Genomic DNA, 16,501 nt, shown 5'->3' with positions numbered 1-16,501 from the left:
CGCAGATCCCAATTACTAGTTCAAACACGCCGCGCTTTCGAATCGCCCTCTCGCACACTGCTCGCATCGTCTTCCGCAACACTGCCGTCTTTCATTCATGAAAGCGGCGTGCGGTCGACATGCCGTGGAACCCAGTATCTGAACGTGATCGACGATGAGTCGACCCATCGACCAACGAAGAAGAGAACGGAGGAAGACATGGCGCAAGATCGGGATGACGACGCAAAAGACAGCAGCCTCATCAGCGCGGGCCGGCGCGGCATCATGCAGGGCGCGGGGCTCGGCGCGGCGCTGTCGCTGCTCGGCGGCGTGACGGGTGGCGGCGGGCTGATCTCGAGCGCGCAGGCGGCCGAAGCGGCGTTCCCGCAGCACAAGAAATGGAAGATCGTGTTCGTCAATCATGTGACGACGAATCCGTTTTTCGTGCCGACGCAGTACGGCATTCAGGACGCATGCGCCATGTTCGGCATGGACTATCAGTGGACCGGCTCGGCCACGTCCGATGCGGGCGAAATGGTGCGCGCGGTGAATTCCGCGATCGCCGCGAAAGCCGATGCTATCGCCGTGCCGATCGTCGATCCGAACGCATTCGACAAGCCCATTCAGGCCGCGCTCGACGCCGGCATTCCCGTGTTCGCTTACAACGCCGACGCGCCGCGCGGCAAGAGCAATCCGCGGCTCGCGTATATCGGGCAGGATCTGTATTTGTCGGGCTATCAGATGGGCGAGCGCATCGCGAGCATGATCGACAGCGGCATGGTCGCGCTCTTCATCGCGACGCCGGGGCAATTGAACATCCAGCCGCGTCTCGACGGCGCAAGCGATGCGATCAAGAAGTCCGGCAAGAAGATCGACATTCAGACCGTCGCGACCGGCGCGACCGTCAACGAAGAGCTCTCGAAGATCAAGTCGTTCTATCTTGGCCACCAGGATCTGAAAGGCATGTTCGCCGTCGATGCGGGCAGCACGCAGGGCGTCGCGCAGGTGATGAAGGAATCGAATTTGCCGTCGAAGGGCGTGCATGGCGGCGGCTTCGACCTGTTGCCGCAGACCATCCAGCTCATCCACGAAGGCTTCCTCGATTTCACCATCGACCAGCAGCCGTACGTGCAGGGCTTCTACACGGTGATGGAAGCGTTCGTGTTCCTCGCGTCGGGCGGGCTCGTCGGGCCGGCAAATATCAACACGGGTCTCAAGTTCGTGACGAAGGACACGGTCGAGCCTTATCTCAACACCTCGACGCGTTATGAAGGCAAGACCACCAAGCCGCAAATCGTGCCGATGAAAGGCGCGATCAAGTCCTGATGAACACGGTGAACGAACCTCGTAAAGCAACCACGCCCGCGCAGACTGCCAGTCCGCGCGGTGCGTGGGCGTCGCATTGGGCGCCCGAGTTGCGCATCCTGCTCGTCGCCGTGCTGCTCGCGGCGTATTTCCAGTTCGTCAATCACGACTTCCTGCTCAGCAACGCGAGCCTCGTCAATCTCTCGCAGTACGTTGCGCCGGTCGCGATCATTGCGTTCGGCGAGATCATGCTGATGATCGGCGGCGACATCGATCTCTCGGCGGGCATGGTGTTCGCGTTCGCGCCGTTCATGATGGTCTTCGCGAACGATGCGGGCGCACCGATGTGGCTCGCGGTGATCGCGGGACTCATCGCGGCCGCGATCATCGGCTTCGTGAACGGGGCGGTAACGGTCTTTTTGCGCCTGCCTTCGTTCGTGACGACGCTCGGCACGCTCTTTCTGATCAACGGCATTACGCTGACCGTTTCGCGCGGCACGCCCGCCGCGACGCCCGGCTCGCCCGCGTTCGCCGCCGTGATGGGCGCGTGGGGCTATAGCGAGATCATCTGGACCGTGGCGATCGCGTTCGTCATGCACGTGCTGCTGCGGCATACGCGCTGGGGTCTGCACACGCAGGCGGCGGGCGCGAATGCGCTCGGCGCGAGCGAGGCGGGCATCCACGTGAACCGGCTTCGGCTCGGCAACTTCGTGATCGCCGCCGTGCTCGCGGGCTTCACCGGCATCCTCGAAAGCTTCCGCATCACGTCGATCGATCCGCAAGCGGGCGGCAATCAGATCATGTTTCTCGCGGTCGCCGCTGCCGTGATCGGCGGCACGCCGTTGACAGGCGGCTCGGGCACGATCGTGGGCGGCCTGCTCGGCGCGGCGGTGCTCGGCATCCTCAGCGACGGCTTCACGCTGATCGGCATCAACGCGTTCACCTTCAACATCATTCTCGGAGGTGCGATTCTCGCCGCGATGATCTTCAATATTCACGTCGGACGCATCCGCCGCAAGGGAGCACGGTGATGGCAGAACCGCTAACGGCTCCCGCCGCATCCGCCGATCTCGCGCTGCGCGGCGACAACCTCGTCAAGCGCTTCGGCGCGGTCACTGCGCTCGACGGCGTGTCGCTTTCGCTCGGCAAAGGCGAGATTCTCGGCATTCTCGGCGACAACGGCGCGGGCAAGTCGACGCTCGTGAAAATTCTCACGGGCTTTCATCAGCAGACGAGCGGCACGCTTTCCGTACACGGCGAGGAGACGCTGCTCAAGTCCGTCGATCATGCGCGCGCGCTCGGCATCGAATGCGTGTATCAGGATCTCGCGCTCGCGAATTCGCTGTCGATCTATCACAACATGTTCCTCAATCGCGAGATCGTGCGGGGCGGGCCTGCTCGTCTGTTGCGCCTCGTCGATCACAAGCAGATGCGCGAGCGCGCGGCGCAATGCCTCGAGGATATCGGCGTGCATGTGCCTTCCGTCGATCTGCCCGTCGAGCGTTTGTCGGGCGGCCAGCGTCAGGCTATCGCGGTTGCGCGCGCGGTGCATTCGAACGCGAGAATCCTGCTGCTCGACGAGCCTCTCGCCGCGATGGGCGCGCGCGAGGCCGCGCTCATCATCGATCTCGTGATGCGCCTGAAGGAGAAAGGCGGGCTCTCGATCATCATGATCATGCACAACTATGCGCAGACGCTGGACATCGCGGATCGCATCATGTTGATGCAGCGCGGACGCGTGACCTACGAGCAGCGCAGCGCGAATACGTCGGTCGCGGAGTTGATGGATATCGTGAGGCGGGAATATCGGGCGATGCGCGCGACGACCGCTGGTTAGACCCCGCGCGCGCCGCATCATGGATTACCGCAACCCCAAGCAACGCAAGAGCATGCACGGACGCATCGTGCAGGAACTCGGCATGCGGATCGTGAGCGGCGGCATCAAGCCGGGCGAGCGTCTGCCCGCCGAGCCCACGCTGTGCGAAAGCTATGGCGTGAGCCGCCCGGTGCTGCGCGAGGCGACGCGCGTGCTGGTCGCGAAGGGGCTCGTCGTGTCGAAGCCGCGCGTGGGCAGCGTCGTGCGCCCGCGCGACGAGTGGCACATGCTCGACCCCGACGTGCTCGTGTGGACCATCAGTCATCTTCCCGAAGGCGAGTTCTTCCGCTCGCTGATGACGGTGCGCCAGATCATTGAACCCGCCGCCGCCGCGCTCGCGGCCATCTCCGCCACCGATGAAGACATCGCGCGTATCGGCGCTGCGTATGAGCGCATGGAAGGCGCGCAAACCGCCGCCGATCTGCTCGATCCGGATCTGGCTTTTCATCGCGCGATCATGACGGCGACGCATAACGACATGCTCGCGTACATCGGCAACATGCTGTCGCTCGCGCTCAGCGAATCGATCAAGCTCACGAGCCGTCATCCGAACACGCACGCGCTGTCGCTGCCGCGTCACAAGGCGATCTTCACCGCGATCGCGAACCGCGATGCGCTCGCGGCGCGTCAGGCGAGCGTCGTGCAGCTCGACAATGCGCGCGCCGACGCCACGTCGATCCTCGGCGGCGCGGCGCTCGAACCGGACCGGCCGCTGTCGGGCTAAAAATTTCCGATTCCGCGCGGTCGTAGCGTTCGCTTCTCGCGAAACGCGTTCAAGTCTCGTCCATCCCCGCCGTAAACCCTATTGAGACCGGCTTCGACGCGGTCTCCTCTTTGCCCCCTTCCGGCAGCACCCTCCTCCGGGCGGCTCATCGGGGCTATTAGACGAGCATTCCACCATCCCTCGCGTCCGACGCGGGATGAAGGTCCGTCATCGGTCCGTCCGCGTTCGCCCGGACGACTCGCGGAACGTGCGCCTACTTCGTGGACATGGATGTTGACCATTTAGTAGTGCGTATCTGACATGACGAACTTCGTTCAATCCGGTATTCCGGCTTCGCCCTTCATTCGATGCAAGGCCGTCGCGCTCGCTGCTGCGGCAAGCGTGCTGCTTGCGGCATGCGGCGGCGGTGGCGGCGGCGGCCCTGCCTCATCCTCGGACGCCTCGCGCAGCGGCGCTTCGGCGGTGTCTGTTCCGGCAACGGATCTTCCGGCCTCGGGCACAGGGACATCGAAGCTCACGACGAGTCCTCCTTCCGCCAACGGCGCCACCGAAAGCATCGCTCCGGCGAGCGGCGCGTCGTTGCCCGCCATCGGCGCGCCCGAGTCGGCCTCGAACGCCGGCAATACCACGACGCCGCTTCCGACCGTCCGGCCCTTCTACGGCGTGAACGGCCACAACAACGAGGGCGGCGCCTACGATCTCTCCAGCTTCGCGCTGCAGCTTTCGCAGTTGCAGGACCTGGGCGCGAAGCTGTATCGAAACGAGGTGTATAGCCAGGGCACCGCGAACAAGCTCGCGGGCGTCGCTCAACTGATGGCGGCCGGCGGCGTCACCGTGTATCCGGTGATGCTCATGGGCATCGATACGTTCAACAACGAAACCGAAGGCTACAACGCGGGCTTCGCACTCGGGCAGCAGACGGCGACCTCGCGCCGCTACCCGTATTACGAAGTCACGAACGAGATGGAAGCGGAACTGCTCATCGGCAATGTGGATGGCGTTTATCCGCAGCAGTTCGATGTCGTGAAGTTCAGAATCCTGCGCGGCGTGATTCGCGGGATGATCGCGGGCATCAAGTCCGTGGATGCGTCGGGCAAGATCATCATGGGCGGCGGCACGTGGCTGCACTACGGCTTCCAGAAGATGCTCGGGGCCGGCATGGAACCCGACGGCAGCATCGGGCATGCGGTTGTCGACTGGGATATCACCGCGTGGCACTGGTACTCCGAGCAGGGCGATATCACCAACGCATGCGGCGGCACCGGCTGTCATAACGTGCTCGCCGAACTCAAGTCGCTTGGCAAGCCGATCTGGATCAACGAGTTCGGCGTGCGTCCGAACTACGGCACCGATCAGCAGATCGCGGCCTATCTCGTCGGCAACCGCATGATGGCGCAGTTCGTCGCGCTTGCATCGACATACGATATCGAATCGATCCAGAGCTACGAGCTATACGACGATCCGATAGGCGGAGAAGGCGCGTTCGGCCTGCTCAAGAACGATGGCTTCACGCAAAAGCCCACCTACGCCGCATACAAGAGCTTCGTCGCGGCCCATCCTATGTGATGTCCGTGGCTTCGATCATCACGCGGCCATTCTCGATGCGGATCGGAATCCGCCTGAGGCTCGCGCCGAGACAGGGACCATCGACGCACATACCGTCTTCGAAGCGAAACATCGCGCTGTGATGCGCGCACATCAGCAGTCCGCCTTCGTAAGTCCAGAACGCATCCGGTTCGTAGTTGAGCGGTATCGAGAAGTGCGGGCACACGTTGCGATACGCCCACGCTTCGCCGCCGCGACGCAGCACGAGAACCGATGGCGCGGCTTCGAGGCCGCCGCCGTCGGGCACGTCGTGGAGCGCGCAGACATCGTTCGATGTGGAATGGCTCACGCTCGTCCTCGCGGGATCAGCACAAAATCGCGCGCCGCGTCGTATCCGCCGTCCTTGCTCACATACTCCATGACGAGCGAGGGCTTCACGCCGAACACCGCATCGGAGTGCACGTAGGGATCGTCGGACGAATAGAGCGCGGTCGTCAATGACTCGTAGCCGGGCGCGTCGATGCGAAAGTGGATATGCGCGGGACGCATCGGATGACGGCCCGTCGCGAGCAGCATCTGGCCGACGGGACCGTCTGTCGGAATCGGATAGCTCGTCGGCTTGATCGAATGAAATGCGTACGCGCCATCCGCATTCGTGCGAAAACGCCCGCGCAGATTGCCTTCGGGCTGATCCGGGTCCTGGCCTTCATACATGCCGTTCGGCGCGGTCTGCCAGACTTCGATCAGCGCATCGGCGACGGGCTTTCCGCTCACATCGCTGACGACGCCATGAAAGAACACCGGCTCGCCATCGCTTTGCGCGATGTTCGCGCCGAACGCCGATTCCTTCACGCCATCGCGATAGAACGGGCCGAGCAGGCTGCTTTCGGTCGCGCCTTCGTCGTGATGCTGGTTGATGTCGTCGAGCACGATCGAAAGCCCCAGCGTGTCCGACAGCAGGATGAACTCCTGCCGGATGCCGTCGCACTTCTTGCCCGTGGCCGTGAGGAACTCGATGCCTCGCCGCCATTCGTCGTGCGTGAGGTTCACTTCGCGCGCGAACGCGTGCAGATGACGCACGAGCGCGGTGACGATTTCCTTCGTGCGCGCGTCGGCGCACTGACCGAAGGCTTGCGTGACGTTTTGCGTGAGTGACTCGTTCATGGTCGTCGTCCTTCGTAGGCCGCTTCCAGCAATGCGCGCAGCGGTACGTGCTCGATCGGCCGCGGGTTCCAGTACGGGCTTTTCAACGCGACATCGACGGCGATATCGATATCGCTTTCCTTCATGCCGATGTCCTTCAGCGCAGTCGGCGCGCCGTTCACGCGCGCGAGTTCGAATGCGCCGATGGCGGCATCGTCCGAGCCGAGCGCGCGAGCGATGCGTTTCATTGCGTCGGGCGCGGCATCGCGGTTATAGGCGAGCGCATGGGGCAGCACGATGGTATGCGTCTCCGCATGCGGCAGATTGAACGTGCCGCCGAGCGTATGACACAGCTTGTGATGCAGCGACATGCCCACGCTGCCCAGCACCGCGCCGCATAGCCACGCACCGTAGAGGCAATCGCTGCGGGCATCGAGATCGTCCGGCTTCGCGACGACCTTGCCGATGCCCTGCGCGAGCGCGCGAATGCCTTCTTCCGCCATCAGGCTCACGACGGGATTCGCGTCTTGCGCATAGAGCCCTTCGGCGGCGTGCGCAATCGCGTTGATGCCGCTCGTCACCGAGAGCGACGCGGGCAGCGACACCGTGAGTTGTGGATCGTAGATCACGGTCTTCGGCAGCACGCGCATGTCGCGGCCGGTCTTCTTCAGGCCCGCTTCCGTGAGGCCGTAGATCGGCGTCATTTCCGAGCCGGCATACGTGGTCGGCACGGCGAGTATCGGCAGCGACGATGTCAGCGCGATCGCCTTGCCGAGGCCCGTCGTCGAGCCGCCGCCGATGGCAAACGCGCAATCCGCGCCGATGCGCTCCGCGTACTCGCGCGCCTCGCGCGCCGTTTCGACCGGCACATGCATCACCGCTTTCGCGAACACGCCGGCCGCGCGATGTCCGATGCGTTCCGCGAGCGCTTCGGCCTGATCGCGCTGCGGCGGCGTCGAGAGGATGAGCGCGCGCTGCGCGCCCAGAAGCTCGATCTCGCGTTCGACATGTTCGATGCTGCCCGCGCCGAACACCACGCGCGACGGCATGCCCTGATAGATGAACGATTGCATGATTCCCGATGCGCTCAGCGCGGATAGTAAGGCGGAATATTGGCGTCGACATTCACCCACACCGACTTCGCCTGAGTATATTCGCGCATCACTTCGAAGCCCATCTCGCGGCCATAACCGCTCGCGCCGACACCGCCGAAGGGCGATCCCGGACTCACGCGCTTGTAGCAGTTGATCCACACCATGCCGCTCTTCAATTGCCGCGCGAAGAGATGCGCGCGTTGCAGATCGCGTGTCCAGAGGCCAGCGCCGAGGCCGTATTCGGTGCCGTTGGCGATCGCGAGCGCTTCTTCATCGCTCTTGAACGTGCTGACCGCGACGAACGGGCCGAACACTTCTTCCTGCGCGACGCGATCGGTCGGCTTGGCCTGCACGATGGTCGGCTCGACATAGCAGCCGTTCGCGAGCGCCGCGGCGTCCGGCGCCTTGCCGCCCGCGAGCACGCGTCCGCCCTGCTCGCGCGCGACATCGACATACGACAGCACGCGGTCGCGATGCATCTGCGATGTGAGCGGCCCCATCTCCGTCGACGGATCGAGCGGATCGCCGATGCGGATCGAGCGCGCCAGCGACGTGAAGCGCTCCAGCAGGTCATCGGCGATCGACTCGTGCACGATCAGTCGCGATGCCGCAATGCACGCCTGTCCCTGGTTATGGAAGATGCCGAACGCGGAGCCTTGCACGACGGCATCGATGTTGGCGTCGCCGAACACGACGTTCGCGCCCTTGCCGCCGAGTTCCAGTTGCACTTTCTTCAGATTGCCGCTCGATGCCTGCACGATCTTGCGGCCCACCGCCGTCGATCCGGTGAACGCGACCTTGCCGATCTCCGGATGCTCCGCGATATATTGCCCCGCAACGTGCCCGAGCCCCGGCAGCACATTGACGACGCCCGCCGGAAAGCCGACTTCGGCCATCAGTTCGGCGATGGCGAGACTCGACAAGGGCGTGAGTTCAGCCGGCTTCATCACGACGCAATTGCCCGCCGCGAGCGCGGGCGCCATCTTCCAGCTCGTGAACATCAGCGGAAAATTCCACGGCACCACTTGTCCGACGATACCAACCGGCTCGCGCGTCAGATAGTTGAGAAAGCCCGCTTCGACCGGAATCACCGAGCCTTCGAACTTGTCCGCCATGCCGCCGAAGTAGCGGAACGTCGCCGCCGTGCGAGGCACGTCGAGATTGAGCGTGTCGCGGATCGGATGGCCCGTGTCCATCGATTCGAGACGCGCGAGTGCATCGGCGTTGGCTTCGATGGCGTCGGCGAGTTTCAGCAGCAGGCGTCCGCGATCGGCGGCCGCCATGTTGCTCCACTTAGGAAACGCTTTTTTCGCGGCTTCTACTGCGCGATCGACGTCCTCGCGGCCGGCCATCGAGACTTGCGCGATCTCGCTGTTGTCGTGCGGATTCAGGGTCGCGAGCGTTTCGCCGGAAAGGGCGGGCACGAAGCGGCCATCGATGAAGAGTTGCGTTTGCATGTCTTGCTCGTGTCGAAAATTGAAGACGAAACATTCCCGCGACGCCCGATGAAGGCGCCGGCGTGTCGAAGAGGAACGCAGAGAGTGTTAAAGCGCGACCGGATACGGCGGCAGTTCGCCGCTTTCGTAGCGCTTGGGCAAATCAGGCGTCGCGTTCTCCCAGACAAGCAGCATCGAGCGCTTCTGCGAATAGCCTTTGTGGCGGATGTCGGCGGGCATCGCGGCGATATCGCCGGCATTCATCGTGATGCGCGCGCGCGGCTCGCCGGTGTCCTTGTCGGCCACGTCCCAGATGATCTGATCCGACAGTTGCAGGAACCACTCGACGCGATCGTTGCCATGAAAGACCGGCAGCACGAATTCCTCGGTCGTCGGGCAAAAGAGGCTTTGCTTGCACACGGACGTGACCGACGGATTCCATGTCACGTCCGAACGCGACAGATACTTGAACAGGCTGAACGCGTGCAACTGACCTTCGAATCCGGGCTCGGCGTGAATCTCCGGCTCGTCCTGCGATACGTCCGCGAACTGGCGATTCACCGGGAAGTCGTCGCGCAGCGGCGAGTCGCCTTCGAGGCCGGGCATGCGCTTGGTCGCGATACGCGTGCGATCGATCGCCGCGATGTTGTCGCCGTGCTTCGCGCCGAATGCCGAGCCGGTTTCCTCGGGCGCGGCGAACGGATCGAAGCCTTCGTTGACCCAGTCCTTCAGGATCGCCTTGAAGGTCGCCATGATGATCGGCGTTTCGAACTGCTGCGTGTAATCGACGCCCGCCTCGCGGAAGCTTGCGTTATACGCGCCGGCGTACATGTCGACCTTGCCGTAGTGATTGCGCGTGCCGATCACTTCGTCGAAATTGACCCAGCCGTAGAAGAAGCCCCATGCGACGTCGCGCATCATCGCGCGCAGGAAGTCGTCGGCGTGCATCTGATGCGAGCGCGTCTGTCCTTGCGCCGGCCATTTCACGGTGACGAAGTACGCGTCGCGGCTGAATTCGAAATCGCCCAGCTTGAACGTGCGGTAGCCGGTGTTCGCATCGGGGTCGGTCGCGACGACGCTTTGAAGGAATGCTGCGTGATCCATGATGGTGTGCTCCGGATGTTTGAAAGAAGTTGGCGTATGCGTGTTCACTGAATGCAGATCTCGGCCCACTTCTCGACCGATGCCGAACCGATGATGGTCTGCACGAGCAGCACGCCAGTCTTTCGCGCTTCGAAGCGATACGCCGCGCCCGCGGGCAGCAATGCCTGATGACCGCGACGCAGACGCACGAAGCCCATCTTCTGGCCCGAAGGTTCGCCCTCGAGCTTCACCGTGCCTTCGACGCCTTCGCTGACCAGCGCGCCATCTGAAGGCTTGATGAAGTGCACGTCGATTTCGCCATCGAGCGCGACCACGAATTCATCGTGCGATGCGCTGAACCACGACGACACGCCTTCCGCGCGCAAGGTTTCGATCACGTATTTGAGGTTCTTGCCGACGACCACTTTTTCGTAGGGCGCGGCGTGGCTCGCGACTTCGAACACGTTGGACATCACGTAGTGCGAGGCCTTGCCCTTGATGACTTCGATGGTGCCCTTGCGATAGTTATCGAGGCTGCCGAGTTGTGTCTGTTGCATGTCTGTCTCCATGTCTGCGTTCACGTTCGCGGTGTCGCGCTGGAATCAAGATTAGGGCCGCGAGCGGCGGGAGGCAATGAATCGAGGTTCGCGTTTGCCGAACGATGCGTCCTCGATCGTGGCCCTAGGGAAAGTACTTACTTCTGCGCCTGCTTATCCGCGAGCCACGGATAGCGCTGCGTGTCCGCGCCTTCGTAGTCGGGATCGAGATAGATGAAGCAGCGCTGGATCTTGAAGTCGCGGATTTCGAATACGTCCGTCCAGCGGCCCGCGTGCGTGACGCCCGCGCGCCACTCGACGCCGCTCTTCGTCGCGCCGTAGCTCGTGCCTTCGACAACCACCGTATCGCCCTGCTGGATCACGTTCAGATACGCGAGGTCGTGCTTGAACTTCGCGACGACGGAACCGAGATCCGCGAAGAGTTGCTCGAAGGCCGCGCGGCCTGTCGCGATGCCCCACTTCGGGAAATAGACTTCGGCGTTGTCGTCGAACAAATCGAAAAATGATGCGCCGCGATCTAGCCTGCGCAGATATTCGAGCGCGATGGTCTTGCGCTGTTCGTCGGTCATGGTGATGGGATTCATGCTTTCGTCTCCAGTTGTCCAGTTCAATGCAGCGTGCGCAGATAAGCGATGATCTTCTGGCGACGCGCTTCATCGCCTTCGAAATAGGTCATCGCGTTGCCGGGTGCGACGGATTGCGTATCGGTGAGCCACGCATCGAGCAGCTTGTCGTCCCAGACCTTGCCCGATGCAGCCGCCTTCATGCCCGCCGAATACTTGAAGCTCGGGTCGGACGCCATCGGCTTGCCGACGATCCCGAAGAGATTCGGCCCTTGCCCGTTCGGCTCGCCCTTGCCGAAGGTGTGGCACACGGCGCAATTGTTCGTCGTGAGTTTCTTGCCGAGCGCGACGGGGTCTTGCTGTGCATGCGCCGTTGCGCTGACGAGCGCGAGCATCGCCAATAGATTAGTTATCCGAATCATGATTGAACTCCGCTTGCGGATTGCGCCGCACGATAAGCAAATGCGAGGATCGGTCCAAGTGTGCCGCCGCCCGCCCAGTAAGCCCGCGCGGACGCCGACGCGACGCAATTGCCGACGCCGTACAGGCCCTTGATCGGCTCGCCGCGTGTATCGAGCACCTGTCCGTGCGAATTGGTTTTCGGGCCGCCCTTGGTGTCGAGATTGCCCGCCACGATGAGCGCCGCGTAGTACGGCCCTTTCGCGCTCAACGGATACATCGTCTCGTTCTTCTGATCCGCTTTCTTCGATACGGTCCCGTTGAACAGCTTCTCGACGATGCGCTCGCCGCGATGAAAGTCCTGATCCACGCCCGTCTTCGCGAAGCCGTTGAAGCGTTTGATCGTCGCGTCGAGATTGCGCACGAAGTCGTCCGAGAGATCGGCGTTGCCGAGCGCGCTCTTGTACTTCGCCATGCGTTCGCGAATCGCGTTCGCCAGTTCCGCGAGCGTATTGCCGCGCAGCACGTGACGGTCGTTCGAGCCCTTCGGCACGATGAGACTGCCGTAGTCATCGCTCGCGCAGTGGTCCTGCGCCTGCTGGTCCCAGATCGAAATGAGCGTGAGATTCGGATACTCGCCCTTCGCGCCGTCCCATTCGGAGAACGTCGCGCAAACCTCGTTGTACGCGAGCTTTTCGTTGACGACGCGCTTGCCGTACTTGTTCACGTAGAGCATCGAATCGCCGGTCGGCGTGAAGATGCCGGAGAGCGAGCCGTCTTTCGCGATGGCCTTGTCGAGCGAGATCGGCGCCATCCACGAGTAGTTCATGTTGCGCAGCTGCACGTCGAGCGCGCTCGAAATGCGCACGAAATCGCCTTCGTTGGTGGGCGCGGCGCAGCCGCCATACACCGCGCCATGCAGGAAGTTCTTGCGCAGTTCGGGATCGTGCGTGAAGCCGCCGGTCGCGAACACCACCGCCTTTTTGGCGCGCACACGAAAGAGCTCGCCCTCTTCCGTCAGCGATTCGACGCCGATCACCGCACCCGATTCATCGACGAGCACCTTCTGCACGCGATAACCCGTCTTGATGTCGATGCCATCGCGCCGTGCCGCGGCGCTCATCGTGCGGATCGCGACGCGCCCGCCATCGGACATGCTCGGCAAGCCGTCTTTCGGAAACAGCACGCGGCCGCGTGGCGCCTTGTCTTCGGGCAGTTCGGCCCAGTAATCCGGCACCGCCGCTTCATGCCGATACGGCAGCGCGCCCTTGCTAGCGAGCAGTTCCGCCGCCGGCGACGCGCTGTCGTAGATCGCCTCGCACATCTCGTACTCCCAGTCCGAGAGGCCGAGCTTCGGCGATGAAGGATCGTATTGCTCGGGCCGCGACAGGCGCGCGACATAGCGCATGTAATCGACCTTCGGATCGGCGATGCCCGCGCGGCGCATCGGCTCGTTGTTCGGCACCCAGTACCAGAACGCGGCCTTCGCAGCCGTGCCACCGACGCTGCCGGCCTTCTCCAGAATCACGACGCGGTTGCCGAGCCAGCGCGAGAACAGCGCGCACGGCAGGCCGCCGCCACCGCCGCCGCACACGACGACGTCGTATTCCGCATCGAATCTGGTCTCGCTCGCGGCGCGCGCAGTCAGCGACACCGCGCCGAACGCGGCAGCCGCCGTTCCGGCGCTCGCGGCCTTGATGAAGTTGCGCCGTGATGCGGCGGGAAGCTTGTTCGTCTCACTCATGTTCGTCTCCATCGTTTGAATGTGCTCACCAGTAGTGCCACGCCTGCACGAGAATTCCGTTGGTGAGCGTGGTGTTGCGCCCCGAAACCGAGTGCTGGTACTGGATGGAAAGCTGGTCGTACATCTTCTGGTGCAGGAACGGCAGGCTGTTCGGCTTGAACTGGAACAGGACGCCCAGTCCCACGGTCGTTTCGCGGCTCGCGCTGTTCGAGAGCGGCATCGATGCGGTCTGGTTGAACGTGCCGCCGCTCGTCTGGTAATCGAGACCGACGAACGGAATCGCGAAGGGGTTATCCGGCGGCGCGATGCTGTAGCCGACGCGCAGGTTCAGATGAAACGTGTTGCCCGGACTCAGGTCGTCCTGACCCGAACGCAGCGTGCGTCCGCGCAAAATGCCGCCGAGCAGCAGATCGACGTTCACATGCCCGTACCAGTCGTCGTAGAAGACGGATGGCCAGAACGACCACGTATTCGTCGATACTTCGTTCTGTCCGATCGGCACCTGCACGTAGGCCTGAAAACCGAGCGTCGTCGCGGGCGCGGGGTTGTACCAGACAAGACCGCCGATGAGCGGATCGCCGATGCCGCTCGCGGAAAACTGCGAGCCCTGCGTGCGAATCTCGGGCAGCGTGATGCTCGCGTTGAAGCCGACATGCGGCAGCGACGGCACTTTCCAGTAGTGAATGAACGTCGAGAGCCCGACGAACGTGTTCGTGCCCGGACCCGCGACCTGATTGCCGTGCGAATCGAATGCGCGGTTGTCGTGATTCCATTCGAGGTTCTGGCCGAAGGAATCGTACGTGCCTTCGAAGTCGCTGCTGAACTGCCAGGTTTGCGGCCGGTCCGTCGCGAAGGGAATGCCCGAAGCGTGCGCCGTCATCGAGCAAACCGCGCCAAACAGGGCGAGTGCGCAAGTGCTCCGCCTTCGAATCGTCTTTCGTGTGTGCCGCTTTTGCATCGTCGTCTCCGTCGTTCGTGTCGTATGAGCGAACGTTACGAAGACGCGGCGCGCCGGTCTTTCAGGTTTTGCGGATTACAGATTCCGGGCGGCTTGCTGACGGATCCGGGTTTACACCGGGACGCAAAGCGCGCACGCGGCGTTCGCGAACGGCGACCCATCGCGCGTGCAAGGGCTTCCCGCGCGCATCTATACTCGCGTGAACAGCGGCGTCCGATGGTCAATGGCAAGCCGCGAAAAACACGGAGACACGATCATGAGCGCCACCGCCGCGCCCGCTCGCATCGACCGCTTCAGCGCGGTCACAGGCGTTACCGGACTCGAATACTGCATCTCCGGCCCGCGCCCCTATTCGCTGGAGCTGAGCAATTCGTCGGACATGATCTGCCTTTTGCTCGGCACGATCGTCTCCGATACGCGCTACGACGACGGCCCCGCCGCACCTTTTACGTTCCGCGCCGAAACGGCCGCCTATCATCCGCGCGGCGGCAGCATGCGCATCGATGCGCACGACGTGCGGCATGGCTTCATCGCGTTTCGTTATGCGGATGCGTTCGTGAATCGCATCGCCGATCGCAGCGCGGAGCCGCTGCGTCGCGCGGGCAGCCGCAGCAATCTCGGCGCCGATTCCATTCGGCATCTCGTGCGCTATGCGCGCCAGAAAGCGCCCGGCGAATCGGGCAAGGTCGATCCGTGGGAGTTGCAATGCGTCGCCACGCTCGCGTGGATCGAAACGACGCGGCATCTCGAACGCGCGTCGCGCGAACGCAAGTCCGCGCTGACGGACGCCGGATTCGCCACGCTCGAAACGTATGTCGCGGACAACATCGATCAGAGTCTTTCCTGCGCCGATGTCGCCGCTGAACTCGAACTGCCCGTGCGCGCCGTCTTCGATGGCGTGAAGGCGCGCACCGGTTATTCGCTGTATCGGTATGTGCTGGAAAAGCGCATCGGCGCCGCGGCGCGCATGCTGCGTTCAGGCGATGCACCGCTCGTCGATGTCGCCGCCGCGTGCGGATTCTCGTCGCAGCAACACATGACGGCGCTCTTTTCCGAGCGCCTCGGCACGACGCCGCTGCGTTACCGGAACGGCGCGGCGTAGCGACGAAAACAGGAGGAAGCATGGACCTCTTCATGTCGATGGAGGCCTTCGTCCGCGCAGCCGAAGCGCAGAGCTTCGCGAGCGCGGCGCGTCAGCTCGGCGTGGCGAAATCGGTCGTCACGTCGCGCGTGAAACAACTCGAAGAGCATTTCGGCGTCGCGCTGTTTCATCGCTCAACGCGTGCGGTGAGGTTGTCGGAAGTCGGCGAAACGTACTATCGCGATTGCCTGCTGCTCGTCTCGAAGGTGGGCGAACTGTCGGGCCGCGCGAGCGAGCAGACGCAATCGCTGTCGGGCACGCTCAATGTTCATGTGCTGCCTGGCTTCGCGCTCGGGCATTTTTCTCAGGCGCTGATCGCGTTTCGCGAGGCGCATCCGCGCATCGAGTTCGTCGTGACGGTGAACGATCGCGTGATCGATCCCGTGCAGGAAGGCTTCGATCTCGCGCTGCAGATCTATCCGCCCGCGTCGAATCTGCTCGTCGAACGCAAGCTCTTTCCAGTGCGCGGCGTGTTGTGCGCGACGCCCGCGTATCTCAAGGAAGAGCCCGTAATCGAGACGCCGCTCGATCTGCTGCGTCATGATTTCGCCCGTTACGCGCACTATCCGTGGGGCGACAACTGGCCGCTCATGAAGGGCAACGAGTGTTATGAAATCGCGCTCAACGCCGTGCTGAAAACGAACAGCGTGCATCTGCTGCTCGAATTCGCGCGCGCGGGCGCGGGTGTCGTCTATCTGCCGACGATGGTCGCCGCGAGCGATCTGCTCGAACACCGGCTCGTGCGCGTGCTGCCCGACTACGCGGCGCCGCCGCTGTGGTTGAGCGCGGTGTATCCGACATCGCATCGATCGACGACGAAGGTGAAGGCCTTCGTCGATTTCCTGCGCGAGCGCTATCTGAGCGAGCCGCAATGGGACAAGGCGCTCGGCATTTCGCCGCCCGACGATGAAGAGCGCAACGTCGATGAAGAACTGGGCGACGTTTGAAGCGTCG

The 16,501-nt window shown here is 63.2% G+C and carries 17 protein-coding genes; 7 read left to right on the top strand and 10 right to left on the bottom strand.

The features are described from left to right. Nucleotides 1-198 precede the first annotated feature (198 nt). The 5 genes from ACEN42_RS25555 (at nucleotide 199) to ACEN42_RS25535 (ending at nucleotide 5,450) form a co-directional block, all read left to right on the top strand. Entirely contained in the window at nucleotides 199-1,305 is a 1,107-nt protein-coding gene (locus ACEN42_RS25555; protein ID WP_187606969.1) for a sugar ABC transporter substrate-binding protein, read from the top strand. Then, nucleotides 1,305-2,315 (top strand): ABC transporter permease, encoded by a 1,011-nt coding sequence (locus tag ACEN42_RS25550; RefSeq protein WP_371884754.1) that lies wholly within the window; start codon nucleotides 1,305-1,307, stop codon nucleotides 2,313-2,315. Before ACEN42_RS25555 ends, ACEN42_RS25550 begins: the two co-directional genes overlap by 1 nt. Further along, nucleotides 2,315-3,121, top strand: coding sequence for an ATP-binding cassette domain-containing protein (locus ACEN42_RS25545; RefSeq protein WP_051626770.1), 807 nt, complete (start codon nucleotides 2,315-2,317; stop codon nucleotides 3,119-3,121). Before ACEN42_RS25550 ends, ACEN42_RS25545 begins: the two co-directional genes overlap by 1 nt. A 19-nt stretch (nucleotides 3,122-3,140) precedes the next feature. Further along, nucleotides 3,141-3,884: a FadR/GntR family transcriptional regulator gene (locus tag ACEN42_RS25540; protein ID WP_187606967.1), complete on the top strand. Its 744-nt coding sequence runs from the start codon at nucleotides 3,141-3,143 to the stop codon at nucleotides 3,882-3,884. Between the two features lie 300 nt (nucleotides 3,885-4,184). Then, entirely contained in the window at nucleotides 4,185-5,450 is a 1,266-nt protein-coding gene (locus ACEN42_RS25535; protein WP_371884753.1) for a hypothetical protein, read from the top strand. Here ACEN42_RS25535 and ACEN42_RS25530 read toward each other — a convergent pair. From ACEN42_RS25530 to ACEN42_RS25485, 10 genes are all read right to left on the bottom strand, one after another. Beyond that, the gene (locus tag ACEN42_RS25530) at nucleotides 5,443-5,778 is read right to left on the bottom strand and encodes a Rieske 2Fe-2S domain-containing protein (RefSeq protein WP_238294852.1); all 336 of its coding nucleotides are present in this window, start codon (nucleotides 5,776-5,778) and stop codon (nucleotides 5,443-5,445) included. The two genes, ACEN42_RS25535 and ACEN42_RS25530, sit on opposite strands and share 8 nt — an antisense overlap. Continuing rightward, nucleotides 5,775-6,593, bottom strand: a complete 819-nt coding sequence (locus ACEN42_RS25525; protein WP_371884752.1) for an intradiol ring-cleavage dioxygenase — start codon at nucleotides 6,591-6,593, stop codon at nucleotides 5,775-5,777. The genes ACEN42_RS25530 and ACEN42_RS25525 overlap by 4 nt, the downstream gene beginning before the upstream one ends. After that, the gene (locus ACEN42_RS25520; protein ID WP_371884751.1) at nucleotides 6,590-7,645 is read right to left on the bottom strand and encodes a maleylacetate reductase; all 1,056 of its coding nucleotides are present in this window, start codon (nucleotides 7,643-7,645) and stop codon (nucleotides 6,590-6,592) included. Before ACEN42_RS25520 ends, ACEN42_RS25525 begins: the two co-directional genes overlap by 4 nt. Before the next feature lie 14 nt (nucleotides 7,646-7,659). Beyond that, complete coding sequence (locus tag ACEN42_RS25515; protein ID WP_035500291.1) at nucleotides 7,660-9,123, bottom strand: aldehyde dehydrogenase family protein; 1,464 nt, start codon at nucleotides 9,121-9,123, stop codon at nucleotides 7,660-7,662. A gap of 87 nt (nucleotides 9,124-9,210) precedes the next feature. After that, complete coding sequence (locus ACEN42_RS25510) at nucleotides 9,211-10,206, bottom strand: hypothetical protein (protein ID WP_062261360.1); 996 nt, start codon at nucleotides 10,204-10,206, stop codon at nucleotides 9,211-9,213. A gap of 44 nt (nucleotides 10,207-10,250) precedes the next feature. Beyond that, on the bottom strand, nucleotides 10,251-10,742 hold the full coding sequence (locus ACEN42_RS25505) for a hydroxyquinol 1,2-dioxygenase (RefSeq protein WP_238216954.1): 492 nt from the start codon (nucleotides 10,740-10,742) through the stop codon (nucleotides 10,251-10,253). Between the two features lie 137 nt (nucleotides 10,743-10,879). Next, entirely contained in the window at nucleotides 10,880-11,326 is a 447-nt protein-coding gene (locus ACEN42_RS25500) for a nuclear transport factor 2 family protein (RefSeq protein WP_371884750.1), read from the bottom strand. A 23-nt stretch (nucleotides 11,327-11,349) separates the two neighbouring features. Beyond that, nucleotides 11,350-11,727 (bottom strand): cytochrome c family protein, encoded by a 378-nt coding sequence (locus tag ACEN42_RS25495; protein ID WP_371884749.1) that lies wholly within the window; start codon nucleotides 11,725-11,727, stop codon nucleotides 11,350-11,352. Continuing rightward, complete coding sequence (locus tag ACEN42_RS25490) at nucleotides 11,724-13,448, bottom strand: FAD-dependent oxidoreductase (RefSeq protein ID WP_371884748.1); 1,725 nt, start codon at nucleotides 13,446-13,448, stop codon at nucleotides 11,724-11,726. Before ACEN42_RS25490 ends, ACEN42_RS25495 begins: the two co-directional genes overlap by 4 nt. A 25-nt stretch (nucleotides 13,449-13,473) precedes the next feature. Beyond that, nucleotides 13,474-14,328, bottom strand: a complete 855-nt coding sequence (locus ACEN42_RS25485; RefSeq protein WP_371884747.1) for a transporter — start codon at nucleotides 14,326-14,328, stop codon at nucleotides 13,474-13,476. A 334-nt stretch (nucleotides 14,329-14,662) separates the two neighbouring features. Between ACEN42_RS25485 and ACEN42_RS25480 the strand changes: the two genes are divergently transcribed. Both ACEN42_RS25480 and ACEN42_RS25475 read left to right on the top strand, forming a co-directional pair. After that, entirely contained in the window at nucleotides 14,663-15,508 is an 846-nt protein-coding gene (locus ACEN42_RS25480) for a helix-turn-helix domain-containing protein (RefSeq protein ID WP_371884746.1), read from the top strand. A 20-nt stretch (nucleotides 15,509-15,528) separates the two neighbouring features. After that, complete coding sequence (locus ACEN42_RS25475; RefSeq protein WP_371884745.1) at nucleotides 15,529-16,494, top strand: LysR family transcriptional regulator; 966 nt, start codon at nucleotides 15,529-15,531, stop codon at nucleotides 16,492-16,494. Nucleotides 16,495-16,501 lie beyond the last annotated feature (7 nt).

It is taken from the genome of Caballeronia sp. S22, assembly GCF_964261745.1.
Classification (GTDB): domain Bacteria; phylum Pseudomonadota; class Gammaproteobacteria; order Burkholderiales; family Burkholderiaceae; genus Caballeronia; species Caballeronia jiangsuensis.
This window is presented reverse-complemented; position numbering and strand designations above follow the sequence as displayed.